This is a genomic window from Sphingomonas sp. CFBP 13733, assembly GCF_014841795.1.
Classification (GTDB): Bacteria; Pseudomonadota; Alphaproteobacteria; order Sphingomonadales; family Sphingomonadaceae; genus Sphingomonas; species Sphingomonas aerolata.
Map to the genome: position 1 here is coordinate 112,760 of NZ_JACYUP010000001.1, position 26,330 is coordinate 139,089.

Here is a 26,330-nt window from a genome sequence, read left to right on the forward strand (position 1 = left end):
CAAACCAAACCGCTCGGATCGGCGCTTTTGCGACATGAACGAGCGGCCGAAGTTGAGAAGCCGAAACGAGCCCGCGAACGTCCGCAACTGGGTCTTCGCGGTCTCTAAGTAGCCCAACAGTTTTCTCCTCCGTCGTCATGCGCTGCCGATCCCCATGGACATCCATGGGCCAGCCTTAAGCGTATTTGAAACCCTGAGTGTCGACCCTGCCTAGTTGGCCACTGCATCCGGCCCGAGCCACGCGGCGCGAAACGCGAGTTGTTGGGCGGTTGGTTTAACCCCTGCGGTTTCGTAGCGGACCACCTCGACAGTGGGGTCGGCGAGGAAGGTCAGCGTGGCGCGGCGGTCGAGGCCGCGTTGGCGGTAGGTGATGTCGGCGGTCTGGCCGGGTTTGTAACGGCCAAGCGCCGCAGCCGCGTCAGCATCGCTGGTGATCACCGTCCCGCCTAGGCTGACGATCTGGTCGCCGTTGTCGAGGCCGGCGCGGTAGAGCGGAGTATCGGGGGCGGGCGCGCCGTCGATGCGGACGTCGGTGCCGGTAGTCTTGAGGCGGACGTTGCCGAGCCACGCGGCGGTCGGGTTGGCGGGACGGAGCTTCAGACCCGCCTGGTCGAGCAGGGGAGCATAGTCGGGGAGCGCCTCGGCATCGACCGAGGTCCTGAAGAAGGCGTCCGCGAAGGCGGGATCCTTCGTCACCTCGCCCAGCGCGCGGGACAGGTCGGCGCGGGTATAGGGGCGCTCGGGCTTGCCGAAGGTCTGCCATAGGTGGCGCATAAACGTGTCGAGCGTGATGCCCGGGTAACGCTGGCGCAATGTCAGGTCGAGGGCGAGCGCGAGGCCGGCGCCATAGGTGTAGTAGGACACGAACATGTTGGGGTTCGTCGCGTCGATCGACTTTGCCGCATCGACGAACGGCGCCCGCAGGCTCATTCCCTGCGGACCGCCGTAACGGCGTGCGGTGCCAGTGGTTAGCGCGTTGACGGTAGAGCCGACCCCGCGCAGATACGCGTCGGTCGCGGATTCCCCCGCTCGGCGGATCATCAGCGGCCCGTAATATTGGGTGAACCCTTCCGCAAGCCAGAGCGACGGGGTCGGGTTGGCGCGGGTGAAGTCGAACGGTTCGAGCTCGGCAGGGCGGATGCGCTCGACGTTCCAGCTGTGGAAGAATTCATGGCTGAGTGTGTCGATCTGCGCAAAATTCGCCGCGGTGAACGAACGCGGCTGCGATATGATCGTCGAGTTGCGATGCTCCATGCCGTCGCCGCTGATCTGCGGCACATAGTCGGCGATGAAGGTGTAGGTGCCGAAGTCGTAGGCGGGGTGTTCGCCCCACATCGCTATGTGCTGCGCGACGACCTTTTTGGCGCTGGCAGCGAAGCGATCGAGGTCGGCGGGCGAGCCGTCGTGATGGACCGCGAGCCGGATAGTGGCGCGCGTCGGTCCCTCTTCGACCTGCCATTCGCGCAGATCGAAATTGGACAGCTCGGTGGGGCTGTCCATGAAATATTGGAAGTTGGGCGCGGCGAAGGTGTAGGGGTCGCCGGTCGGCTGGAGCTGGGTCGCGACCTTCCACTTGGCGTCGAAGGGCACGAACCGGACGCTGATCGGGCGCGCAGCCTGCCCGACCGCCCACAAAAAGGTCGCGGGCATATTGAGATGCGCGTGGGTTGCGTCGATCTGCGCATATGTGCCGTCTCCGTGATCGCCGAACAGCGTGTAGGTGACGCTTACCGTCCCGTCGTGCCCGGAAATCGTCCAGCCATAGGGGTCGGTCCGCGTCATCGCGAGCGCGCGACCGCGGCCATCCTTGGCGGCGAGCGAATAGACGTTCTTGGCGAATTCGTGGATCGCGTAGCGGCCGGGCGAGGAGCGCGACATCTGGACGCGCAAGGGGGCCGGTCCGAGGTCGCGCCAGGTGACGGTCACCTGTGCCTCATGATGGACCGCGTTGGGGAAAGCGATCTCGTACCGGGTCGCCGCTGGCGCCTTGGTCTGTGCAATCGCGGGGCCGGCGAGCAACGCCAGCGTGGCGGTGCAGGTCGCAAAAATCGTCTTCATGGATGGTCCCCCGGATCGTCTATCGGCACCTAGGATCGATCGACATTCACCTTGTCAATCCTCCCGCCAGCCGAGGAGGAACGGCGGCAAAGACCTAAAGCCGAGATTATCGCGTAGTCGTGTGACGGATATGAACGAGCGTCCGGAGTTGCGAGACGCTGAAAGCCGTCGGAACGGCCGGTCTTGGGGGCGAATCTGATTTGGAAGAAAACTGGGGCAAGAGCCCCAACTTTGGTTGGTTAAATCAAGGCGTAGGGCTGGTCTCTTGAGTATAGTTATGCAGAAACAGATCAGATCCGGCCAAGGCGGCAGGCGTCGGATACACACGCATCGTTGAGCCTGCCCAGTAGCGCAAGCGAACATGGCGATCTCAATCAAGTCGAGAGCTACGCCACATCACGCCGGTTTTCCCGAGTCCGAACATGGCCACGTGACAGGGCTTCTGCATCGTTCACGCCGGCGAGCGTCAACGTGCGCTCGAACTCTTCTGTCAACAACGTCAGAGCGCGATCGACGCCTGCTTCTCCGCCGGCTGCGAGGCCGTACAGATAGGGGCGCCCGATCGAACAGGCGGTTGCCCCGAGCGCCAACGCCTTCGCCACGTCCGAGCCGCGTCGGATGCCGCCGTCGCAGATGACGTCCGGCCCACCGCCAACCGCGTCGCGTACCGCTGCGATCTGGTCGATCGGGGCGGGCGCTCCATCGAGCTGGCGTCCGCCGTGGTTCGATACCATCACGCCGGTCGCGCCCGACGCGATCGAACGCCGCGCGTCCTCGGGAGTCATCACGCCCTTGATCGCGAGCGGCCCGTTCCACTCGCGTGCGAGCCATTCGACGTCGCGCCAACCGACCGACCGATCGAACTGGCCGCCGATATAGTCGAATAGGCTCATCGGCCCCGACGCGAGCGCGTCGATCCTGTGGCTCACGTTCGCGAGATCGAATTTTGACCCTGTCAGCGCGGGGAGCGACCATGACGGATGACGCGCGAAACTCAGTAGCGACTTCAGCGTCAGTTTGGGCGGCAGGGACAGTCCGCTGCGCCTGTCTCGCTCGCGGTTGCCGGCGACCGGCGTGTCGACGGTCAGCGCCAGCCCATGAAAGCCTCCATCCCGGCAACGCGCGACGAACTCTGCGGTCAGACCGCGGTCCTTGAAAATATAGATCTGGAAAACCTTCGGTCCGGCGAATGCCTGGGCAAGGTCTTCCAGCCGCGTCGTTCCCATCGTCGACAGACTGTACAGTATTCCGTAACGCGCAGCGGCGCGAGCGACGGCCAGTTCGGCATGGCCGTGGAACATCCGGGTGAGCCCCGTCGGCGCCAGCATCAATGGCCAGCGCGATGGTTGTCCGAACAGCGTCGTGCCGGTCCGGATTACAGAGACGTCGTTCAGTATGTCCGGCACCAGCTCGTAGTTTGAAAATGCGGTGACGTTTCGGCGCAGCGACACTTCGTCGTCGGCGCCACCGTCAATATAGTCGAAGATCGGTCGCGGTAGCCGTTTGCGTGCCATGAGGCGCAGGTCAGCAACATTGGTCGCCCGGTGAAGCTGCCTCATGGTCGTGCCCGCGTCTTGATCGCAAACAGCAGCGCACCCTGATTCACCATCACTCTCCCACGTCTTGACCCCTCCCCGATGTCCGGGATGGCAAGCACGGCGAGCAGACGTGATCCCGACGCGTCGCCCCCGTGATCCGGATATCAGGAGAGCTGTCGTAGTCTGCGCGCATTCGGGGCAGGCGACGAAACCAATTACTGTGCAACGCCGCTGCATGACTATGCGCACCGAAGGCATTTGGAGCGTACGGCCCTGTTCTAGGGTATCACTGCCAAGCGTCGACTACAGGCAGGGAAACGAGCGCGTGGGGATACATCATCGGATGGTCGGCAGGGTAGCAAGGCTGGTATGGCGGATCAGCAAGCCGCGCACGATCGGTGTCCGCGCTGTATTGCTGGATCCGGACGAGAGGGTCGCGTTGGTGCGACATACCTATGTCGATCAATGGTATCTTCCGGGCGGCGGCGTGAAGAAGGGCGAAAGTATCGCCGCCGCGCTTGTGCGGGAGCTTGCCGAGGAAGTGGCGATTGCCGCCCCGGTGATCGAGCGGGTGCTGGGCGTCTATCACAGTCGCCGAGAGAGCAAGGACGACCATATCGTGATCTTTATCGTGCGAACGGCAGCAAGCGGAACCCTGGGGCGTGCTGATCTGCAAGAGATCGAACAGGCTGACTGGTTCCCGGTGGACGACCTTCCTGAGACTACGTCCCCGGCGACCCGACGGCGCATCGCCGAATACCGGCAGGGCGCGACAGGAATTGGAGCCTGGTAACGCGGGTGGGTGCTGGCCCGCCGTACGGCACGATCAAAACGACGATTGGCATAGCCTGAGTTCGAGACTGGCGCCTCGCGGCTGCTACCTTTGCCCTTTGATCGCTGCTGCGGATCGGAAGGAGAGAATATCGTGAGCGAACCTATGGTCTCGACCGCCGACGGTATCGTGCAGGGAGGGGCCACGGGCGGTGTGCTGCGGTTCCTCGGCGTGCCTTACGCCGCGGCGCCGGTGGGTGCGAACCGGTTCGCGCCGCCACAACCGGTCACGCCGTGGTCCGGGGTGCGCGACGCGACGGTGGCCGGACCTAACGCGCCGCAGCGGACCAAGGCATTTCCCGGCCTCGATATTGTACCGCTGATCGGCAAAGGCTGGGTGCCGGGCGATGAATATCTGACGGCGAATATCTGGCGTCCCGATGACGACCGGACCGGCTTGCCGGTGATGGTGTTCATCCACGGCGGCGGCTTCGTGATCGGCAGCAAGGATGCACCCGTGCAGGACGGCGGCACCTTCGCGCGCGACGGCGTGATCTGCGTCGCGATCAACTATCGGATGGGGGTGGACGGCTTCCTGCCGATCCCGGGCGTGCCGACCAACCTCGGCCTCCGCGACATGATCGCGGCGTTGACGTGGGTACGGGACGGCATAACCGAGTTCGGCGGCGATCCGGGCAACGTCACGGTGTTCGGCGAATCCGCCGGCGCGATGGCGATCGCCGACCTGATGGCATCCCCGCTCTCAAGGGGATTGTTCCGGCGCGCGATCGTTCAGAGCGGGCATGGCGGGATGACGCGTTCGGTGCCGGTGATGCAGCGTCTGGTGAAGAAGCTGGCGAAGGTCCTGAAAATCACTCCCGACGTCAGTGGTTTTGGCAGCGTACCGTACGATGCGCTGATCGACGCGGTAGAGGCGGTATCAGCGCCGACCGCACGGATCGATCTGCGCGACGAAGGCGGGCACGAACCGGTGTTCGGGATCAGCCGCTTCGTGCCCGTCCACGGCGACGACGTGCTGCCGCAGCGTCCGCTCGATGCGCTAGCGAACGGTGCGGGCGCGCAAGTCGACCTGCTGATCGGCACCAACGCGGAAGAGATGAACCTGTACCTCGTTCCGACCGGCGTGCGGGACAAGATCGGGCGGTTGCTGGCTACCTATGTCCTCCACAAGTCGCAACCGCATGCCCGCAAGCTATTGAAGGCATATGGTATCGGGACGAAGGGCAGGAAGCCCGGCCAGGCGCTGACCGACGCGATGAACGACCTCGTCTTTCGCTGGCCCGCACGCAGGTTTGCTGAGGCGCACCAAGGGCGCACGCACATGTACGAGTTCGACTGGCGTTCGCCGATGTTCGGCGGCCAACTCGGTGCGTCGCACGGGATGGAGTTGCCGTTCGTGTTCGATACGCTGGCGACCGCAACCGGCGAGCAGGGCTTGTGCGGACCCAACCCGCCGCAAGACCTCGCCAACCGGATGCATGCGCTGTGGATCCGCTTCGCAACGGACGGTAGCCTGCCTTGGGCCGAATTCGATACCGAGACTCGACAGGTCTATTCCCTGGTCCGGCAGGAGGCGCGGCATGAGCCCGTCATGCCCGCCGCACCCTATCTGCCGTGAAGGACCGGTCATGTATCTCGAACGACTTAAACTCACTGGCCGTCGTGCCGTCGTGACGGGTGGCGCGGCGGGGATCGGTCTCGCCTGTGCCGAGGCGTTAGCCGAAATGGGCGCACACGTGACGTTAGCCGACCGCGACGCGACGGCGATCGCGGCGGGGCGAGCTGCGCTTGCGGACAAGGGCCATGCGGTCGACGGCCATGTGATGGACGTGACGAACGCTGCACAGGTCACCGCCCTGGCCGATCAGCTCGGGGCGATCGACATTCTCGTCAACAATGCCGGCATCGCGCGGAGCGAGACCGCCGCTGAGGACGTCGCCGACGAGCATTGGCTGAACGTGCTCGACGTCAATCTCAACGGCACCTTCTGGTGTGCACGCGCCTTTGGACGGCACATGCTGGCGGCAGGGAAGGGAGCGATCGTTAATGTCGGTTCGATGAGCGGCTTCATCGTCAACCGGCCGCAACCGCAAAGCTATTACAACGCATCCAAAGCCGCGGTGCATCAGCTCACCAAGAGCCTCGCGGCCGAATGGGCGCCGCGCGGTGTGCGCGTAAACGCCGTCGCGCCGACCTATATCAACACCGTCCTCAACAGCTTCGCGGACCGTGAGGGGGAGATGTACAAGCGTTGGATCGACGGTACGCCGCAGGGGCGCCTGGGGGAACCTGAAGAAGTCGCGGCGATCGTCGCCTTTCTCGCCTCGGACGCGGCCAGTCTGATGACCGGCAGCATCGTGCTCGCCGATGGCGGCTATAGCTGCTGGTAGCGTACCGATCGGCGAAGCCCGCGAGCCGGGCGGCACACTCGATAACCTTTCAGACAGGTTAGCTATCAGATAGCTTGGAACCTAGAAGTAGCCGGCGATGGATCGGCGCTCTGAGGGGATGAGGATCCAATGCGCTTCAAGACATTGCTCGCCGGAGGATGCGCCGTCGCCGCGTTCGTCACCACGCCGGTATCCGCGCAAGACGCCGCCGATCAGGCAAAGGCGACACCTCCCGCACGCTCTGACGACATCATCGTCACCGCACGTCAGCGCCAGGAATCGTTGAAGGATGTGCCGATCGCGGTGACGGCAATCTCCGGCGACCGACTGAAGGAGTTGCAGGTCAATACGGTGAAGGACATCGCGTCCTACACGCCGGGCCTCAACATCAATTCCGACAGCGTCGGCCGCGCATTCGTGTCGATCCGCGGTATCGGTACGACGCTGATCGACACGGTGCAGCCCGGCGTCGGCATTTTCATTGACGGCGTCTATCAGCCGAACACATCATATCTGAACTCTCCGATCGTTGACGTCGCGCGGATCGAGGTGTTGCGCGGGCCGCAGGGAACGCTGTTCGGTAACAACACGCTGGGCGGCGCGATCAACGTCATCACGCGCCAGCCGGGTAACGAGTGGGAGGGGCGGTTCGACGCCGCTATCGCCGGTACCGACAACTACGCCTCGGTCTCGGGGTCGGTCAGCGGGCCGATCGTCCGCGACCTGCTCCAGTTCCGGATCGGCGCGTCCTATCACGAGCAGGACGGCTTCATGCGCAACACGCTGACGATCGGGGACATGAACCCGCTGAAGCAGCAGAGCGTCGGTGGAACGCTCCGCTTCACGCCCGCCGACTGGGCGGTGTTCACCGTCAACGGCAATTACGACCGGGCCGCAGGCGGCAGCACGTCGTACATCCATGTCGCCGGGCCGACCGATTACCGGCTCGATGGCGCGACCAACGTGCTGAACCGGGCGGTGATCGATTATTACGGCGCGAACCTGAAGGGCGAGTTCGACGTCGCATCGCTCAAGACCAAGATCACCGCAATCGGGGCGTACAACCAGAAGAATCTCTCCGGGGTCAATGACGGCGATTTCGGTGCGGTCGACCTGCTCCGTACCCGCGGTGGTTCGACCTTGAAGACCAAGACGGCCGAATTGCGCTTCGATACGCAGTGGAGCGATGCGTTTTCGACGCTCATCGGGCTGTACGGCAATCGCTACACGCAGGTGAGTGATCAGCTGACGACGATCGACTTCCGCGCGCTGCTGGGCCCGACCTTCCCGCTGCCCGCCTCGACCACGCCCTCGTCGACCTATGTCCGCAACGACACGCGCGCGATCTTCGCGACCGCTTTCCTGAAAGTGGGCACGCTCGATCTCGCGGTCGGTGGGCGCTACGATCATCAGAAGCTGGTCGCGAGCCAGGTCAACGGCGTGACGCCCTATACCGCGCCGGTCTATAAGAAGGACCAGTTCCAACCCCGCGTCACGCTGACCCAGCATTGGACGCCAGCGGTGATGAGCTACGCCTCGGTCGCCAAGGGGATCCGCGGCGGTGGCCAGAACGGTCCGGGTACGCGGCCGCAGGACGCGACGTACAAGGGCGACAATGTCTGGACCTATGAGCTGGGCACGAAGTTCGATGCATTCGACCGCCGCCTGACGATCAACGCGGACATATTCTACAACGACTACAAGGACTTTATCGGACAGAACTCGCTGGCGCCGAGTGCCACGGGCGGGTTCGTCGCGATCAACCTGAACACCGGCACCGTCAAGAGTTACGGCGCCGAACTGGAAGCGCACCTCCGCCTTACCGATCATTGGCGGATCGACGCTGGCGCCTCCTATCTCCATGCCCGCATCACCGACGACAGCCAGTATTTCGCGACCACCGGCGTCCATGTATCGAGCGACCGTGTGATCTTCACGCCCGACTACAACTTCAACTTCAACACCACCTACACCGTCCCGGTCGGCGATAACGCGGTGTTGCTGGACGCGGGGATCTTCGGGAAGGGCAGCCGGATCGGGTCGTCGCTCGACCCCGATGTCGCGCCCAGGCTATCGGCCTATGCTATCACTAACGCCTCGCTCGGCTTCCGCTTCTCCAGCGGCCTGACGGTGACTGCGTTCGGTACCAACCTGTTCAATACCAAATTCATCGAAAGCTATATCGACAAATCGGCGTTGGTGCGGGCCGGGCTTGCGCCGCTGGCGTCGAACCTCGCCATCCAGGGCGACCGCCGCCGATACGGCGTGCGGGCGAGCTTCCGGTTCTAGGATGACCATGCACGTCGAACAGATCGAAAGGGCGCCGCTCGATCCGGCGTTCGTCACAGCGCTCCAGCAGCGTTTCGGCACTGCGCTGCACATGAGCGACGCGATGCGCCTCCACCACGGTAGCAGCGAGGCGCATTTCGTCCCGATGCTTCCCGACGCGGTCGTCTTCGCGCGGTCGACCGAGGAGGTGGTGGATCTCGTCAGGCTGTGCGCCGCGGCCAAGGTGCCGATCGTGCCGTTCGGTGCGGGGACCTCGATCGAGGGCAACACGCTGGCGGTGCATGGCGGCGTTTCGGTCGACCTGTCCGAGATGACCCAGATTGTGTCGATCAACGCCGAGGACTTTGATTGTACGGTGCAGGCCGGCGTCCGTCGCGAACAGCTCAACGAGCATATCCGCGACCTGGGGCTGTTCTTCCCGATCGATCCCGGTGCGAATGCGACGATCGGCGGGATGGCCGCGACGCGCGCGAGCGGCACCAATGCGGTGCGCTATGGCACGATGCGCGAGGCCGTGCTCAGCCTGCGCGTGGTGACGCCGGACGGGCGCGAGATCCGTACGAGCCGTCGCGCGCGGAAGTCGGCGGCGGGCTATGATCTGACCCGGCTGTTCGTAGGCTCCGAAGGCACGCTCGGCATCATCACCGAGGTGACGCTGCGGCTGCACGGCATTCCCGAGGCAATCTCGTCCGCGGTGTGCAGCTTCGAAACGCTGAACGGCGCGGTCGATACGGTGGTTCAGGCGATCCAGATCGGCGTGCCGCTCGCTCGCGTCGAAATTCTCGACGACATGCAGATGAAGGCGGTCAACGCCTGGTCGAAGCTAGATTACCCCGAACTGACCACGCTGTTCTTCGAATTCCACGGCTCGCCAAGCTATGTCGACGAACAGGCGGAGACCGTGCGCGAGCTCGCGGCGGCGAATGGCGGCGGTGATTTCCGCTGGTCGAACCTGCCCGAGGAACGCTCCAAGCTGTGGAAGGCGCGGCACGAGGCATATTACGCGGCGGTCAACCTGCGTCCGGGCGCAGTCGGCTGGGCGACCGACGTGTGCGTGCCGATCAGCCGCCTGGCGCAGTGCATCGGCGAGACCAAGGCCGACCTCCAGGCGTCGTCGGTCCCCGCGACCATTCTCGGGCATGTCGGCGACGGCAATTTCCATGTCGTCTTCTCGATCGATCCGGAGTCCGAGGCGGAGCTGGCCGAGGTCTCGGCGATCAACGCGCGGATGGTCGAACGCGCGCTTGCGATGGACGGCACCTGCACCGGCGAACACGGCATCGGCATCGGCAAGCAGGACTGGCTGGTCGCTGAACTGGGCGACGCGGTTGAACTGATGCGGACGCTGAAGCACGCGCTGGACCCCGACAATCTGTTCAATCCGGGCAAGATCTTCGCGTTCTAAACGCCGTTCCGGTATCGGACGCGCGTCACAACAAGGATCGTGGAAAGAATGATGGACAGCCTGCACCTGGTGGATCCGACGCTGCGCCCGCTGCTCGAGATGATGCCGCAGATCTCGCTCACCGCCGACATCCTGCCGGCGATGCGCGACCGCCCGTCGATGCTGCCGCCCGCCGACGAAACCCTAGCGACGCTGGAGATCCATGCGGTTCCAGGGCCTGCCGGGGCGCCTGATATCGACCTGCACGTCTTCCGCCCGGCGGGCGTCACCGGCGCCCTGCCGTGCATCTATCACATCCATGGCGGCGGCTATGTGATGGGCAAGGTGTCCGACTATGATCCGCTGCTTCGTCCGCTTGTCGCCGATCTGCAATGCGTCGTGGTGTCGGTCGAATACCGGCTGGCGCCGGAGACGAACTTCCCCGGCCCGATCGAAGATTGCTACGCAGGACTGGTATGGACGATCGCCCATGCCGACCGGCTCGGGATCGATCCGGCGCGGCTCGGCGTGATGGGGCAGAGTGCGGGCGGCGGGTATGCCGCGGCACTGGCCTTGATGGTGCGCGACCGGGGCGAACATGCGCTCGCGTTCCAGCACCTGATTTACCCGATGCTCGACGACCGTAGCTGTACCGCACTGCCGCATCCTTATGCCGGCGAGTTCGTCTGGACTGCGCAGAGCAATCGTTTTGGTTGGACCGCGTTGCTCGGCCACGCGCCCGGTGGCGACGCCGTGTCACCCTATGCTGCACCAGCGCGGGCGACGGATCTGGGCAACCTGCCGCCCGCCTATATCGCGACCGGCGCGCTCGATCTCTTCGTCGAAGAGGACATCGATTACGCGACGCGGCTGATCCGCTCCGGAGTGCCGGTCGAGCTTCACGTCTATCCCGGCGGCTATCACGCCTTCGACATCTTCGCCGACGGTCCGGTCTCGCAACAGGCACGCCGCGACAGCCGCGAGGCTCTGCGCCGTGCGCTTGCATAAGGATCCAGAATGACCGATTTCGCCCGACCGATGGAGGCGGCCGCACCGCCGTTTGCCAAGACGCTGTTGCCGTTGCTCGCGCTCGCGCTGGCCATGGCGGTCGGCTTCACAATGATGGGCGCATTCGGCACGGTGCAGGAAGGCGCGAAAGCCGAACTCCACCTCAGCGACTATACGCTGAGCCTTATCCAGGGGCTGTCGGCGGCGCTGCCGCTGGCGGTGTTCTCGATCCCGATCGGCATCATGGTCGATCGCTACAACCGCGTGCGAATGATGATCGCACTCGCGTTCGTGTGGACGCTGGGCACGGTGCTGACCGGGCTCGCGCATAGCGTTCCATTGCTGTTCGTTGCACGCATGCTGACCGGGATCGGCACGACCGGCGCGCTGACCGCAGCGCTCTCGCTGTGCGCCGATTTCTGCGTTCCGACGCAGCGGGGCAGGGCGATGCTGATCGTCAACCTCGGCAAGTCGCTCGGCGTCGCGCTCGCCTTGGCACTGTCGGGCGCACTGTTCGGGCTGTTCGCACATGGCCGCGCGCCAGCGTGGTTCGCAGGGATGATGCCGTGGCGAAGTGTGCATCTGTGCCTGGCGGTCGTCAGCGTGCTCGCCATCCTGCCACTGTTCCTGTTGCGCGAACCGGTGCGGCAGGAGGTTGCGGCCGGCACGCATGCGCCGTTCAAGGTCGTGGCCGGCGAACTCTGGGCGCGCCGCGTGTTCCTGATCCCGTTGTTCGTCGGCCAGATCAGCGTCGTGATGGCCGATGCCGCGGCCGGGATCTGGGTTTCGCCGGTCCTGTCGCGAACGTTCCACCTCCAACCCGACCAGTTCGCCGGCTGGATGGGCGCGCTGCTGTTCGGTGCCGGCGTGGTCGGTGCGATCGTCGGTGGTCTGTCCGCCGATCGCGGGCAAAAGAGCGGCCGCCGCGGTGGCCTGCTGATCGGTGCGATCCTTGCCGCCGCGGTCGGCGTACCCGCGGCGTTGTTCCCGATCATGCCCTCGGTCCCGCTGTTCGGGGTCGCCGTGGGTCTGTTGGTAACGTGCGGTGCGGTGACGGGCGTTGTGACTTCGGTGGCGTTGACCGTGCTGATTCCCAACGAACTGCGCGGGTTGTGCATCGGCGCGTTCATCGCGATCGCTGGGCTGATCGGCTACGGCCTCGCACCCACGCTGGTCGCGGCTGCAAGCGGCATGCTGGGCGGCGAAGCGCATCTCGCGCAAGGTCTCGCGATCGTCGGCGTCGTGACCAGCGCGATCTCCGTCGTCGCCTTTACGACGGCAATGCGTCGCGCGCCGGAGTCAGCAACGGCCTGACCTGTAAGATAGCTCTTGCAGGAGCTATCTGATAGCTGCATGATCGACCCAAGCCCGGCAAACGGGAGACGGAGAGCGGTGGTGGGCGAGGGAAGCATGCAGAAGGAACGCGTCACGGTGTCGCCCGAGATGGCGGCATTCATCGGGGAGGGTATGGTCGACCCGACGACGTTTCCCGCCGATGCCGTGGTCCTCTGCTTCACGCTGGGCGAGCAGACGCCGGCCCAGGTCACCGTCACGACCGGTGCGGTTCTTTCGGAGGAGCGGGCAGACCTCATTCTTGTGGTCGAACGCGGTGCCTGCCTGCGGGTCTTCGATTACGCGCCCGACGCGAACATCGCGTGCCATCTGCCAAGCGAATTGCGGCTGATCGTCGTCGCGATCCGCGATTGCGCGCTCTCCGAACCCTGGCGCAGCACACACCGGTCCGCGAAATGCATCGAACTCCTGTCCATCACGTTTCAGCGGATCGTCGAGGACGACCTTGTGCCGCTCGCGGGCGCCGGGCAGTTGTCTGCGAGGGACAGCCAGCGGATCGTCGCGGCCAAGCGCATGATCGACGAGCGTTGGGGTGAGAAGATGACGCTTGATTCGATCGCGCGCGCTTGTGGACTGAACCGTGCGAAGCTGACCCGCGGCTTCCGCGATATGTTCGCCTGCACGGTCGCCGACGCGCTGCTGGACCGCCGGCTCGGAGCGGCACGCCAGATGCTGATCGCGACCGATCTGCCGGTATCGTCAATCGGATACCAGTGCGGCTATCTCAACAATGCCAGTTTCACGCGGGCCTTCTCGCGGCAGTTTGGCGCGACCCCGTCGTCGCTGCGCGCACCACGGCTCGCGGCATGAGCGCGACGAGCGTGCGACTGATCGAGGGCGGCTCGCTGGTCGATCAGGCGGTCCATGCGGTCCGCACGCACATCCGCACGAACGACATGAAAGTCGGCGACACGCTGCCGTCCGAAGGGCATTTTGCGACAGAACTGGGTGTCAGCCGCCCAGTACTCCGCGAGGCGTTCGGCGCGCTAGCGGCGTTGCGACTTATCGACGTGGGCAACGGCAGGCGCGCGCGCGTAGCCGCGATCGACGGATCTGTGATGGCAACGTCGCTCGACCACGCGGTGGCAACGGCGCAAATCTCGATGGTACAGATCTGGGACGTGCGCCGTACGCTGGAACTGCGCACTGCCGAGCTCGCCGCGATCGACCGCACCGACGAAGAGGCGCGGACGATCATCGGTCTGGCCGAGGCAATGGAAGCAGCCGGTAGCGATATCGATGCGCTGACCCGCCACGACATCGCGTTTCACCAAGCAATTGCGCAGGCTGGACGCAACATGTTGTTCTTGCAGATCATCCGCTCGTTCGCACCGATGATGGTTCATGCCGTCCCTGCAGCGTGGGCAACGCGGACCACCGCGCGGCAGCGTGCCGCCGTGCTGGCACATCATCATGCGTTAGCGCGCACGATCGCCGATCGTGACCCGAAAGCTGCGACCGCAGCAATGAACACGCATTTTGTCGCGTCCATCGGTGATCTGTTTGCCCGTCGTGAGAATGACAATTAGCCAGCGCTTTCTGGGCGAGCATCGATCGTTTTTGAATGAGGTTAGAGTACCGGCTGTACTGACTGAATGACATCAAGGATTGGCGGATGCGGACGCTTATATGTCGCCTCAAAGGACGTAGCTCTGCGAGCCGGCACGGGCAATGAAGCTTACGAAATGCCTTAGCCTTGGAAGGTCTGGGATCAGATGCACATGGCTTGGCGACGAATTGGCGACGCTTCCAAGCATCCTCCGTTGCGTTACCCCGCCAAAACCGGCTCCGATCAATGATAAACGAGCGTCCACCTCCGTGACGCAACCGACTGAACTTTAACGTCCGCAACTGGGTCATCCTCCGCAAATATTGCGACCCGGCGGGCTATTCACGCTGTCTGCTCACCGGCGGAAAGAATCAAATGCCGAATATGTATCAAGAACTCGACGAGCGCGATCGACGACGGGTTTGTCGATCAGTTTGCCGTCGACGGCAACGGCTCCGAACGCGCCGTCGATAGCGGCGACCACGCGGGTGGCCCAGTCCACGTCAGAGGCGGAGGGCAGGAATGCCGTGTTGACGATCCCCACCTGTCGTGGATGGACGCAAAGCTTTCCGCCGAAGCCGAAGCGACGTGCGTGGTCGGTGTCGCGTGCCAGCGCCTCGTCGTTAGAGAGATCCGTCGAAACGCCATCAACGGGTGCTGCAAGTCCGGCGCTTCGCGAGTGAAGGACGAGCTGGGTACGGACATAGTCGATCTCCGCCTGGTCGCCGTCGATGCCGGCGTCCGCCTGGAAGTCCACCGTACCGAACGACAGCCGTGAGAGACCGGGTGCGGTGACGAGGTCCGCTAGGTTCAAGACCGCCGAAACGGTTTCTACCAGTGCATGGAGCGGCTTGCCGGCTGCTGCCTCGTGCATCGCCGCGAAGTCCGACGCGCGCTCGGCCTTGGGTAGCATCAGTCCAGCGACGCCTGGCAATGCCGCGAGGGCACGTACGTCGTCCGCATGCCACTCGGTACCCAGACTGTTGACGCGCACGAAGAAGCGCGGTTCCGTCAGACTGGCGAGCGCATCGTAAATCGTATCGCGCGCGGCAACTTTGCGGTCGGGGAGGACAGCGTCTTCGAGATCGATCACAACGATGTCCGCGCCGCTCGCGCGCGCCTTTTCGAACCGCTCGGCACGATCGCCGGGCACGAACAGGATACTGCGGGCGGCACTGGTCATGAAAAATCCTCTACAGGCCGGATACGGGATCGCGGCGGAAGGTCTGGGAATAGGAATAGCGGTCCGCGGGATGGGTGTTGATCGCCATCTCGACGACCTCGCCGCGTGCGTTCAGATACTGGCGCGTCAGGCGCAGGCCCGGCGCACCGGTCTTGGTTTCGAGCAATTTGGCGATCGGCGCGGGGATCGCCACCGCTTCAATATGCTGGCGGACCTCGGCGACGCGCTCGCCGAATTGCTCCTCGATCCGGCTGAAGATCGGCACATCGCCGACATCGTCGTCAAGCTTCAGGCTGCGGAACGCGGGGTGGAGATAGATGTCCGAAAAGGAGATCGGGCTGGTCCCGGCGGCGCGGCGCAACGCCATGAGATGCAGCCAGGTCTGGCCTGATGTCGCGCCGACTTGTTCAGAGAGCGGGCCGTCCAGCGCGATCGTCTCGCGCGCGATGATCGTGAGGCTGGTCTCGTTGGTGTATTGCTGGAGATCGGACAGCCCCTCCATCACCTGACGATACGCCGCCGGGCGCGACAGCCCGAGGACGCGCGTGCCGACCCCGGCCTGTCGCGAAACCATGCCCGATTGCACGAGCCGCTTGATCGCCTCGCGCACGGTGAAGCGGCTCGCGCCGAACTGGTCGCACAGCTCGAACTCGGTCGGCAGCAGCGTGCCAATTGGATAGCGCCCATCCTCGATCTCGTTGATCAGCGTCTGGGCGAGTTGCAGGTAACGCGGTTGCTGACGAAGCTGGGGCATCAAATATCCATCGGTCGCTTTGTCGGGTGATCCGGACAATAGCGCACCGTCCAATGCCTTGGCGTTTGATGCAAGCGCGGGTGTCACCGGACCGCGCCGCGGGTCCGCAAGGCTGCCACGTCGTCATCGGTGTAGCCGAGGGTCGCGAGGATGGCGCTGGTATCCGCACCGAGTGTGGGAGCAGCCTTGTCCGGATGTTCGACGCCGCCCGCGCGGATCGAGGAAGCGATGCCGGGCAGGGGGCCGTGTTCGGGATGCTGGAAATAGATGATCCGCTTCGATTCCGCGAGAAACGGATTGTCGAGCGCCTGCTGAACGTCGAGCACTGGCGCGGCCGGCACGCGTCCTTCGAACAGCTGCATCCAGTCCGCGGTGGTGCGGGTCGACAGCACCGCATCGAGATCCGCGTTGAACGCCGGACGGTTCTCCAGGCGGGCGGCGAAGGTCGCGTAGCGCGGATCGGTCGCCCATTCGGGACGCTCGATCAGCCCGCACAGAACCTCGAAGAACTTCTCCTTGTTGCACATCACGAAGATCCAGCCGTCGCTGGTCGTGTAGAGCTGGCTGGGGGTGAGCGACGGGTGACTCGAGCGCGACGTACGTTCGACGGTGACGCCGCCGTTGAGATACCATTCGGCGACATAGTTGAGGTTGCCGAGCGCGACGTCGAACAGGCTGACGTCGAGATCGCGGCCGATCCCGCTGCCGCGCGCCGAGACGACGCCGGCCAGGATCGCGAGCGCAGCGGTGGTGCCGGTCATGAAGTCGACGATCGACAGCCCGAAGCGTGCAGGCGGCGTTCCCGGCTCGCCGGTGAGCGACAGATAGCCGGCCTCGGCCTGCATCAGATAGTCATAGCCTGGCCATGCCGCGCGGCTGCCGGTACGACCATAGGCGGAGAGGTGGACGCACGCGATCGCGGGGTTGAAGCGCGACAGTGCGGCATAGTCGAGCCCGAGCTTTGCCGGCAGGTCGCCGCGCAGATTGTTGAACACCACGTCCGACTCTGCGACGAGCTTCTCGAGCACCGCGCGCCCGTCCGCGCTCTTCAGGTCGAGGCCGATGCTGCGCTTGTTGCGGTTGAGCGATTCGTAGAAATGGCTGTCGCCCGGTGCGAAGAAATACGGGCCGACATGCCGACCGATATCCCCGCCGTCCTTGTGGTTCTCGATCTTGATGACCTCGGCGCCGAGATCGGCGAGCTGCTGCGTACCGAACGGCCCGGCGCCATATTGTTCGACCGCGACGATGCGGAGGCCGGCGAGTGGTTGATTAGGCGCTGTCTGGCTCATGCCGGGTTCCGCGCGATGATCTGCTTGGCGATGATGATACGTTGCAGTTCGTTGGTGCCTTCGCCGATCGTCAGCAGCGGTGCATCGCGGTAAAGCCGCTCGACATTATATTCCTTCGAATAGCCGTAGCCGCCGAAGATCCGCATCGCCTCGATCGCATTTTCCAGCCCTGCTTCGGTCGCGAAGTATTTGGCCATGCCGGCTTCCATGTCGCAGCGCTCGCCGCGGTCATATGCCTTGGCGGCGGCTTCGGTGAGCAGCCGCGCGGCGTAGGTGCGCGTCGTCATCTCGCCGAGTTTCAGCTGGATAGCCTGATGCTCGCAGATCGGCTTGCCGAACGTCTTGCGCGTTTGCGCATAGGCGACCGCCTCGTCGAGTGCTGCCTGCGCGATGCCGACGCCGCGCGCGGCGACGTTGATGCGGCCGAGTTCAAGCCCGCCCAGCACCTGCTTCAGGCCGACGCCCTCGATCCCGCCGATCAGCCGATCGACCGGCACGCGGTACCCGTCGAAGGTCAGCGCGTTGCTGTCGATGCCCTTGTAGCCAAGCTTCTCCAGCTTCTTCGACACGATGAAGCCGTCACCCTTCTCGGCGATCAGCAGGCTCATGCCCTTGTGGCGTGGCTCGGCGGCCGTGTCGGTCTTGACCAGCAACAGGATGGTGTTGCCCGAGCCCGAATTGGTGATCCACATCTTGCTGCCGTTGACGACATAGTCGTCGCCGTCGCGGACCGCGGTGGTGCGGATCGCCTGCAGGTCGGTGCCCGCGTCGGGCTCGGTCAGGCCGATACCGCCGCGTAGTTCGCCGGTCGCGAATTTGGGAAGGTAATGATCCTTCTGCGCCTCGGTACCGCAGCGCTGGACGGTCATCGCCATGATCATGTGGCTGTTGATGATCCCTGCGACCGACATCCACACGGTCGAGATCTTCTCGATGATCCGCGCATAGGTCAGCGTCGAGACGCCGAACCCACCGAATTCGGGCGCGATCATGAGCCCGAACAGGCCCATCTCCTTCATCGTGTCGACGATCTTCTGCGGGTATTCGTCGTCATGCTCGAGCTGGTGGACGAACGGCTTCACGTCGGTTTCGAGGAACTTGTCGATCGAATCGAGGATCATGATCTCTTCGTCGGTCATCGCGCCATCGGCGGCGATCGTGTTTGCCAGGGTCATGCGGATACTCCTTGAGGGGCAGTGGCGCCGGCGAGGATGTCGCCGAGCGCGGAAGCGGGGTGCAGGTGCAGATCGAGCACGGCGGCGCGGATATGCGCCGCGCGGGTCGCGTCGACCGTGCGCGCGGCGTTCTCGAAATATTTGGCGTCGATGTCGGCGTTGCTGAGCGGCCGGTCGGATGCACCGCGGTTGATCGCCTCGCGGTGGCGCAGCATCCGGCCATCTCGGGTTTCGACCATGACTTCGCCGGTGAAGTGCTTGGGATAATCGCTGTCGGGGTCGACGGCGTATGAGACGCGGGCGGCTAGATCGAGCACCGCCGGATCGTTCAGTGCTGCCGGATCGAGCGAATCGAGCGTGAACTTGCCCGTCAGCAGCGCGGTTGCGACCGTGTAGGGGATCGAGAATTGCGCGTCGTAGCCGGTGTGTGGCGTCCGCTTGGGAGCCACCGGCTCGCAGACGATCGGAATGACCGCCTCGGGTACCAGCACGATGACCTTGGCGATATCGGCAGCGGTCAGGTCGTATTCCGCACGCAGCGCGATCGCCGCATCGATCGCGGCATGCGTCATGTGGCAGGCGGGAAGCGGCTTTACCGACACCGCCTCGATCTCCCAGGTATCGCCGAGCGCTTCGGTCGCCTGCGCGAGCAGGGCAGGGGCGGCGTCGCGAAGATACAGGGCATAAAGACCGAAGCGCCCTTCATAGGCAGCCGGCGGTCCGACGAAGCCGCGCTTGGCAAGCGTCGCCGCGGTCAGTGCCGAACTCGCCGCCCAGCCTGGATGCAAGCGCTTGGTCCACGCACCGTCGGCCAGGAACTCCAGACTCCCGCCGGCCATCGACAACACGATCCCCTGCGCCATCGCGATCTGCTGCGCGTCGAGTCCGAGCAACCTGCCGGCCGCGAGCGTCGATCCGAACGCGCCGATCAATCCGGTCGGGTGAAAGCCGAAGCCGTGAAACCCGCCCGCGCCGACGGCCGCGACCCGCGTCGAAACCTCCATCGCTGCGATATAGGCGACGAGCAGGTCGCCGCCCGATGCGCCGGCTTTGTCCGCCGCGACCAGCGCAGTTGGAAAGGCGCTGACGGTCGCATGGATGATCCCGCGTGAATGCGTGTCGTCATAGTCGAGGCCGTGCGTAACGACCCCGTTCATCAGCGCCGCGTCCCGCATCGCCAGCGTGCGGCCATAGCCGAGCACCGGCGCTGTTCCGCTGCCGAGGTCGCCCGCGGCGGCGAAAGTCGCCTCGGCCCAGTCTGCGCCGACTGCCGCTAGGCCAGTGCCGACCGAGTCGAGGATCAGGTGGCGTGCGCGCTCCTTAACCCGCTCGGGAATGGCATCGATCGTCAGGCCGGTCGCGAAATCGGCGAAGGTTTGCGAGAGCGTCACTTGGCGGCTCCCCCAAGGACCAGCGAGTCGTCGGCGACGTCGTCGAGCGACTGACCGGTGGTCTCGATGTTCAAAAGACCGACGGCGGCGATCATGCAGGCGAGCACCACGCCGACCATGCCGAGCACGCCCTCCAGCCCGAAGCGCTCAAACAGCGCGACGGTGGCATAGGGCGTGACCATCGACGCGGCCCGTCCGCACATGCCCGCGAAACCGGTGCCACGCAGCCGATAGGCGGTCGGGAACAGCTCGGGGATGTAGGCGAACAGCGCCAGCGTCACGAGCGTGTAGATGCTCGACACGAGCAGGAAGCCCGTTAGCGGCACCATAAGGTCACCGTGCGCATTGGGATACAGGAAGCCGAAGATCATGATCGCAACGGCCGCCGCGATCAGCGAGGCGCGGCGCGAGATGCGGTCGGCGATACCGATCGCGACGATCGCACCGAACACGCTGCCGAACGACATCAGCGTCGTGTACCAGAGCGAGGTGACGATCCCCGTGCCGTGGCTCACCAGGAAGGTCGGCAACCACGCGACGAACCCATAGACCGAGACGTTGACGGCGATCGCGGCGAGCGTCGCGGCGATCAGGCGGCGGCGCAGTTTGGCGCCGAAGAGCGCGCTGAGCGGTGCGTGGACCTTTGGTACGATGCGGACTTCGGGGACGGCGGCAAGGGGCCCCTTGTGCTTGACGACGTCGGCTTCGATCTCGCGAAGCGTCGCCTCTGCCTCTTCGTTGCGACCGACCGATTCCAGCCACCGCGGCGATTCCGGCATCTTCTTGCGCATCACCCAGACGATCAGCGCAAGGATGCCGCCGATCGCGAACATGTAGCGCCAGCCGAGCGTCGGGATGACGATATAGCCGACCGACGTCGCGACCAGCAGGCCCGAATTGACGACCATGCCCATGATCGACACCCAGCGACCACGATAGGCGGGCGGGATGAACTCGCCGAGCGTGCCAGCTGCGACCACCAGCTCGGCGCCGAGGCCGATGCCCATGATAAAGCGGCAGACGATCAGGAACGTCATGTTGGGCGATAAGATCGCCGCGATCGAGGCTAGCCCGAACAGCGCGAGGTTGAACTGGTAAGAGGCGCGACGTCCGAAGCGATCGCCAACATAGCCGGCCATGCCTGCGCCGATCATCATGCCGAGGAAGGTCATCGACATGAACACCGCGGCCTGCGCCAGCGTCGAGAAGCCCTCGGCCTTCAGCGCGGCGATGACACCCCCCGCGAGATACACGTCGAACGCGTCTAGGAATGCGCCCGCGCTAATCAGCCCCAGGATGCGCCAGTGGAATCGGGAGATAGGCAGACGGTCCAGCCTGGCTCCTGCGTTGACGGCGATGGTATCGGCCATGGGGCTACCTCTCTTCGTAATGACGACGGGCCGGGACTTCTTTTGTCGAAGCTCTCGCAGGCCGCGCTGGGGGCGTCCGGTCACCAACGGCGACCGGTTAGTCGATCAGTCAGGCTATTTGTCGTCGGGAGATTCGCCGCGCTTGTAGACCAGCGAGTTGCGCGTGAACTCCATGATCTGTTTGGCGTCCTGGTTGAACGCCCGAGTGCGGGTGGTGACGATCCCCTGCGTCGGGCGCGACTTGGACTCGCGGATTTCGAGTACCTCGGTTTCCGCGGTCAGCGTGTCGCCGCCGAACACCGGATGGGTAAGCTTGATCTCGGTCCAGCCGAGATTGGCCGGGGACTTGCCGCTCACGTCGTTGACGGTCATGCCGAGCACGATCGCCAAGGTCAGCCCGCTATTCACCAGCAGCCGCCCGAACTCGCTCTTGGCGGCATATTGCGCGTCGCAATGCATCGGGTGCGAATTCATCGTCATCAACGAGAACTGGATATTGTCCGCGTCGGTTATCGTCCGCCCGGGGCGATGCTCGTAAATGTCCCCGACGACGAAATCCTCGAGATACCGGCCATAGCTCGCGCGGTAGCGCTGCTCGCCAACCTTGATAGCCGAAAGGCTCATACATCCTCCTTATCGCTTTGTACGGACATTATCGAACTTATGGTACGCTGGCAAGGTGAAGCCGGCGTCGACGGTCAGAACGCCACTTCGGCCCTTGCCGCAAACGTGTCGCCGCTATCGCGCCCGATGAAACCGCCGGTCCGGTTGTCGGTACGGAAATGGGTATAGTCTGCCATGAACCGGAAATTGTTGGTCAGCGACCAGTTCAGGCCGACCGTACCTGCGGTACCGGTGCCGCCGAGCGGGAGGCTCGAACTGTCGAGATCCTCGTAGCGTATCACCGCCTCCAGCGCCCCCCATCCGCCATCGAGCACCGAGTTCAGCACGTTCGGCGCGACATAGGTGCCGCTGCGCGAGGCATAGGTCGGCGTCTCGCCGGTGATCCAGAAGCCGCCATTGACCGACAAGGCCTTGATCTTGCCGCTGCGGAAGGTCGAGGTCGGGCCGCCATGCACGGTCCGCTGACCATATTCGCCGAACGCGTAGAATGGCCCGAGCGTGCCGCCGAGTTCGAGGCCGAACGCCTTTGATCCGTCCGCGCCAGCCAGCGCCGCGGACTCGACACGGACGCTGTTATTGAGCGCCCCCGCCATACCTTGCGCGAACGTGGTCGGCAGCGTCGTATCGGGGATGTTCTCGCTGTACGCCCAACCGCCGATGTGGATCAGGCCATGCTTGGTGAGGATCGGGTTCCAGTGCGCGCGGCCCAGCAGCATGCGGTTGTCGCTACGCGTGAAATCGCTGTCGATCGCATCGCCGTGAACGCCAAGGCTCGCATGCCAGTTCTTGCCGCCCGCACGGCCGACCGCGCCCATCAGGAACACCTTGCCGCCCTGCGTCGCGAGCGCGGTGGTGTTGATGTTGGTGGTGATGAAGGGATTGGCGGTCGACGCGGTGCCGATGTCGATGCCGCGATCGGTGATGAGATTGCCGAACCGGACATCGGCGTCGGTCTTGCCGAACTTCTGGCGGTAACCGACAAACGCCTGCACGACCTCGGTCGCGTTACGCCGGAAATCGGTCTCGAACTGATAGAAGAGGTGATCGCCGATCGTGCCAATCGCGCCGACGCGAAACTGGCGCAGCGTCGAGACGGTGATGTTGCGACGGTCGAAATCCGACCCCCCGGTCGAGGAGATATCCGCCAACAACCGCCCGCGCATCTTGAACGTGAACTTTCCGTCGCGGCTGCTGAACACGGGGGCCCCCCGGCTCCAGTCGACCGCGAGATCGGCGGGCAGCGCGACCCCGCCGGCATTGACGACCTGCGGGTTGCCGACCGGCACGGGGGCGATCTTCGCGCCGGGGTCGGCCGTCTGGTTGGCGACCTGCACGCGGGTCGGGGCCGCTGACGGGGGGGCTGGCACAGGCGCTGCCAGTTGCGGGGCCGTTGATGGCGCAGCGGCCGGAGGTGGGGCATTCGCGGCAAGCGCACGGCCGGCTTTCGCCTTGGCATTGGCGATCAGCGTATCGGCGCGCTCGCGGCTGACCAGCTTGTTCTCGACCATCTCGTCGATCAGCGCCAGCATCGTCTGGTACGACGGATCGGTATCGAGCGGCGACGCCGTCTGCGCCCGCGCTGCCGATGGCAGCACGGCTAGCAACGCGCACAGCGATACAGCGTACGAATGACGCATACAGACATCCTCATCGATTGGGATCGTCCGTCTTGCGCGGCGCGACATCCTGGAACCAGCTTCACTGGCGTAAGATGATCCTAATGTCCGTACAAATGCGCTGTCAACATGGTTTTGCACGGCGACCCGATCCGGGGCGCACCGATCAGGGCATATGCGGGATCGTCGTACGTGGCGCGAGATCGGGCCGCATCCGGATCAATCCCTCCTGCGTGACATGCGCGATCGCTCGCCCGTCGCGGCTATGGAAGACACCGCGCGCGATGCCGCGGCCATGTCCCGACCACGCGCTTTCGCTGGTATAGAGCAGCCAATCGTCCAGCGGCACGTCGTCGTGGAACCACATTGCGTGATCGAGGCTCGCGGTCTGCATGCTGTGCTCGAACATGTTGACCCCGTGCGGGATCAGCGACGCACTGAGCAGCGCATAATCGGACAGATAGGCGAGCACGCCGCGGCGCACGACGGGATCGGTTGGCACGCTTCCCCGAAACCGGATCCAGACATGGGATACGGGCGTGCCGGGCTTGGTCTGGAGGAACGCGGGAACGCCGCAGGGCCGGATATCGAAGGCGGACGGCTGGCTGAGGAACGCGACGGCTTGCGCGGAGATACCCGCATAGTCGCCAGCAAGGATGTCGAGCGAGCGCAGTTCTTCTGGCGGGGGAAGGTCGGGCATCGCGGTCGCATGCTCGAGGCCGGCTTCCGGCCGCTGGAACGATGCGGCCAGCGTCAGGATCGTCGCGCCGTTCTGGCTGGCGGTGACGCGGCGGTTCGCGAACGACTTGCCGTCGAAATCACGCTCTACCCGGAAGATGATCGGTTGCGTCTCGGTGCCGGCGCGCAGGAAATAGGCGTGCATGCTGTGCGCCACGGCGGGTGCATCGACCGAACGCTGCGCCGCCATCAGCGCCTGCGCCACGACCTGCCCGCCGAAGACGCGTGCGGTTGCGCCGGGTCGCTGGGGTCCGCGGAACAGGTCGGTATCGAGCGGTTCGAGGTCGAGCAGCGCGACCAGTTCGGCGGCGAGGTCGGGCGTCGATAAGGTTTCGGTCATCGCCGCCCGTACCGCGCGCGCGGCCAGTGGCAAAGCCGCGCGGTCAGCTTGGTTCGGCAGCAAGCACTTTGGTCGGGGCGATTTCGTCGACGCGACCGGCAAGGTCGAGCAGGTCGCGGTGAAGCCGACCCGCGGCGAAGGCGAGCCCGAATACGCGGCCCGATGCGTCGAAATCCAAGGTCGCCGCGGCCTCGCTCCGTCGGAACAGATCGAGCGCAGTACCGAACATCCGATAACAGGTTTCGACGTCGCCCCGATCGACCTTACCCCGCGTGCGCAGCGCCTCCGAACACCGGGTCGCCAGCGCGGCATGCGCGGTGAGCATCGCCGCCGATGGCTTGGCGAGCGCGGCCATCGCCGCCGGGGGCAGCGGCTCGTCGAGCGCGCGACCGCTCAGCACCAAATCGTTGCGGATACGCCAGAGCGTGCGCGGGACGGCGGCGGGGATACCGTGATCGGCGAGACGCGAGGCGCGTTCGCGGTCGGCGTCCTTCATCGCCAGCTCCACCGCGGCCAGCGCATGACGCAGCGCGGCGTGTTCGGGGGACGATGGCAGCGCCAGCCCGGTGGTCAACGCGTCGGCCTGCGCCCGCAGCATCCGTTCGATATGGCTCAACACGGCCAAAGTACGCGCGATCACTACGCCGTGCGAGCGTGCCGGCAGGATCAGCATCGCCGCCAGCACACCGATCATGCCGCCCAGGCCGATCTCGATGATGCGATCCCGGACGAAGATCTCCACCGAAGAGCCCGGCGGCGCGCTGAGCAGCATGATTGCCGCGGTGACCGGCGCGATCCGCAACCGCGGCCGGACCGACGCGACGAGCGCGGCGATGCCGGTAACGGTGACGAGCACCAGCCCGAGTTCGAGCGTATCGGTTCGCCCGAGCGCCGCGCCGATGCCGCCCAGCACCGCGCCCAGCAAGGTCCCCAGCAAGCGATCGGTGGCTGCGCCGAGCGTTCCCCCGATCGATGCCTGCATCACGATCAGTACGGTGAACACCGCCCAATAGCCTTCGTGCAGGCCGAGCGTCTTGTACGCCGCAAACGCCGCCGCAGTCGCGACGATCACGCGGACCGTCTGGCGCAGGCTATCCGCATTCGCCTTGATCAACGCGCTTGGTCGGAGTTCCAATGTCAGCGCTTTTCCCCCCAACGTTCTGTAAAGTAGTCCGTCGGCGGTAATGCTCGTACCTGCAATCGTAATTCGCCTTGATTGGCTTAGTTACAAGCCGATTGGCTGATATCGTCGCCCCCTGGGCGGGGTCTTTGTCTCAGCCTTACGCTCGCGCAGGAAGCCTAGGATCTGATTCTCGGAAGATCGGCCATGCCGCATCACTCCCCTCAATCTGACGAGATAACTTACCAATCGGATGAATTCTGAGGAGCAGGTCAAGGGAGATCACTGCACCGGATATACGTCGCTGGCCCGCGCAAGCTGCTCCGTACCGCTGGCATGATTGACAGCTCAAGTCAGCGGCGAACA

The 26,330-nt window shown here is 64.7% G+C and carries 21 protein-coding genes; 9 read left to right on the plus strand and 12 right to left on the minus strand.

The window, feature by feature from the left end; all coding sequences use genetic code 11:
- Positions 1 to 210: 210 nt before the first annotated feature.
- Positions 211 to 2,058, minus strand: coding sequence for a M61 family metallopeptidase (locus tag IFT71_RS00410; RefSeq protein ID WP_192138757.1), 1,848 nt, complete (start codon positions 2,056 to 2,058; stop codon positions 211 to 213).
- Positions 2,059 to 2,444: 386 nt separating this feature from the next.
- Positions 2,445 to 3,854: an alpha-hydroxy acid oxidase gene (locus tag IFT71_RS00415; protein WP_244654676.1), complete on the minus strand. Its 1,410-nt coding sequence runs from the start codon at positions 3,852 to 3,854 to the stop codon at positions 2,445 to 2,447.
- A gap of 85 nt (positions 3,855 to 3,939) precedes the next feature.
- On the opposite strand from IFT71_RS00415, the gene IFT71_RS00420 reads away from it, so the two are divergent.
- From IFT71_RS00420 to IFT71_RS00460, 9 genes are all read left to right on the plus strand, one after another.
- Positions 3,940 to 4,389: an NUDIX domain-containing protein gene (locus tag IFT71_RS00420; RefSeq protein ID WP_244654677.1), complete on the plus strand. Its 450-nt coding sequence runs from the start codon at positions 3,940 to 3,942 to the stop codon at positions 4,387 to 4,389.
- A gap of 132 nt (positions 4,390 to 4,521) precedes the next feature.
- The gene (locus IFT71_RS00425; protein ID WP_342212558.1) at positions 4,522 to 6,006 is read left to right on the plus strand and encodes a carboxylesterase/lipase family protein; all 1,485 of its coding nucleotides are present in this window, start codon (positions 4,522 to 4,524) and stop codon (positions 6,004 to 6,006) included.
- Between the two features lie 10 nt (positions 6,007 to 6,016).
- On the plus strand, positions 6,017 to 6,778 hold the full coding sequence (locus IFT71_RS00430) for an SDR family NAD(P)-dependent oxidoreductase (RefSeq protein ID WP_056409893.1): 762 nt from the start codon (positions 6,017 to 6,019) through the stop codon (positions 6,776 to 6,778).
- Positions 6,779 to 6,907: 129 nt separating this feature from the next.
- Complete coding sequence (locus tag IFT71_RS00435; RefSeq protein WP_192138758.1) at positions 6,908 to 9,067, plus strand: TonB-dependent receptor; 2,160 nt, start codon at positions 6,908 to 6,910, stop codon at positions 9,065 to 9,067.
- Position 9,068: 1 nt separating this feature from the next.
- Entirely contained in the window at positions 9,069 to 10,472 is a 1,404-nt protein-coding gene (locus tag IFT71_RS00440; RefSeq protein WP_056677761.1) for an FAD-binding oxidoreductase, read from the plus strand.
- 51 nt (positions 10,473 to 10,523) lie between these two features.
- A complete protein-coding gene (locus IFT71_RS00445) occupies positions 10,524 to 11,459 on the plus strand; it encodes an alpha/beta hydrolase (protein ID WP_192138759.1) in 936 nt (311 codons plus the stop codon).
- A gap of 9 nt (positions 11,460 to 11,468) precedes the next feature.
- Positions 11,469 to 12,773, plus strand: a complete 1,305-nt coding sequence (locus tag IFT71_RS00450) for an MFS transporter (RefSeq protein WP_244654678.1) — start codon at positions 11,469 to 11,471, stop codon at positions 12,771 to 12,773.
- 96 nt (positions 12,774 to 12,869) lie between these two features.
- Positions 12,870 to 13,622, plus strand: coding sequence for a helix-turn-helix transcriptional regulator (locus tag IFT71_RS00455; RefSeq protein ID WP_192138760.1), 753 nt, complete (start codon positions 12,870 to 12,872; stop codon positions 13,620 to 13,622).
- Positions 13,619 to 14,341 (plus strand): FadR/GntR family transcriptional regulator, encoded by a 723-nt coding sequence (locus IFT71_RS00460; protein ID WP_056677755.1) that lies wholly within the window; start codon positions 13,619 to 13,621, stop codon positions 14,339 to 14,341. Before IFT71_RS00455 ends, IFT71_RS00460 begins: the two co-directional genes overlap by 4 nt.
- 375 nt (positions 14,342 to 14,716) lie before the next feature.
- On the opposite strand, the gene IFT71_RS00465 is transcribed toward IFT71_RS00460, so the two are convergent.
- The 10 genes from IFT71_RS00465 to IFT71_RS00510 all read right to left on the minus strand — a co-directional run bounded on the left by IFT71_RS00465 (position 14,717) and on the right by IFT71_RS00510 (position 25,979).
- Positions 14,717 to 15,544 carry an HpcH/HpaI aldolase/citrate lyase family protein gene (locus tag IFT71_RS00465; RefSeq protein WP_192138761.1) on the minus strand — a complete coding sequence of 276 codons (828 nt, stop codon included), beginning with the start codon at positions 15,542 to 15,544 and terminating at the stop codon, positions 14,717 to 14,719.
- Positions 15,545 to 15,554: 10 nt separating this feature from the next.
- A complete protein-coding gene (locus IFT71_RS00470) occupies positions 15,555 to 16,298 on the minus strand; it encodes a GntR family transcriptional regulator (RefSeq protein WP_031441437.1) in 744 nt (247 codons plus the stop codon).
- An 83-nt stretch (positions 16,299 to 16,381) separates the two neighbouring features.
- Entirely contained in the window at positions 16,382 to 17,590 is a 1,209-nt protein-coding gene (locus tag IFT71_RS00475) for a CaiB/BaiF CoA transferase family protein (protein ID WP_192138762.1), read from the minus strand.
- Positions 17,587 to 18,765 (minus strand): acyl-CoA dehydrogenase family protein, encoded by a 1,179-nt coding sequence (locus IFT71_RS00480; protein ID WP_192138763.1) that lies wholly within the window; start codon positions 18,763 to 18,765, stop codon positions 17,587 to 17,589. Before IFT71_RS00480 ends, IFT71_RS00475 begins: the two co-directional genes overlap by 4 nt.
- Positions 18,762 to 20,156: an MmgE/PrpD family protein gene (locus IFT71_RS00485; RefSeq protein ID WP_192138764.1), complete on the minus strand. Its 1,395-nt coding sequence runs from the start codon at positions 20,154 to 20,156 to the stop codon at positions 18,762 to 18,764. The genes IFT71_RS00480 and IFT71_RS00485 overlap by 4 nt, the downstream gene beginning before the upstream one ends.
- Positions 20,153 to 21,526 carry an MFS transporter gene (locus tag IFT71_RS00490; protein WP_192138765.1) on the minus strand — a complete coding sequence of 458 codons (1,374 nt, stop codon included), beginning with the start codon at positions 21,524 to 21,526 and terminating at the stop codon, positions 20,153 to 20,155. Before IFT71_RS00490 ends, IFT71_RS00485 begins: the two co-directional genes overlap by 4 nt.
- A 114-nt stretch (positions 21,527 to 21,640) precedes the next feature.
- Positions 21,641 to 22,150, minus strand: coding sequence for a MaoC family dehydratase (locus tag IFT71_RS00495; RefSeq protein ID WP_031441432.1), 510 nt, complete (start codon positions 22,148 to 22,150; stop codon positions 21,641 to 21,643).
- A gap of 74 nt (positions 22,151 to 22,224) precedes the next feature.
- Positions 22,225 to 23,787, minus strand: a complete 1,563-nt coding sequence (locus tag IFT71_RS00500; protein WP_192099455.1) for an OprO/OprP family phosphate-selective porin — start codon at positions 23,785 to 23,787, stop codon at positions 22,225 to 22,227.
- A gap of 145 nt (positions 23,788 to 23,932) precedes the next feature.
- Positions 23,933 to 24,844, minus strand: a complete 912-nt coding sequence (locus tag IFT71_RS00505; RefSeq protein WP_192138766.1) for an acyl-CoA thioesterase — start codon at positions 24,842 to 24,844, stop codon at positions 23,933 to 23,935.
- Positions 24,845 to 24,887: 43 nt separating this feature from the next.
- A complete protein-coding gene (locus tag IFT71_RS00510) occupies positions 24,888 to 25,979 on the minus strand; it encodes an FUSC family protein (protein ID WP_197975976.1) in 1,092 nt (363 codons plus the stop codon).
- Positions 25,980 to 26,330 lie beyond the last annotated feature (351 nt).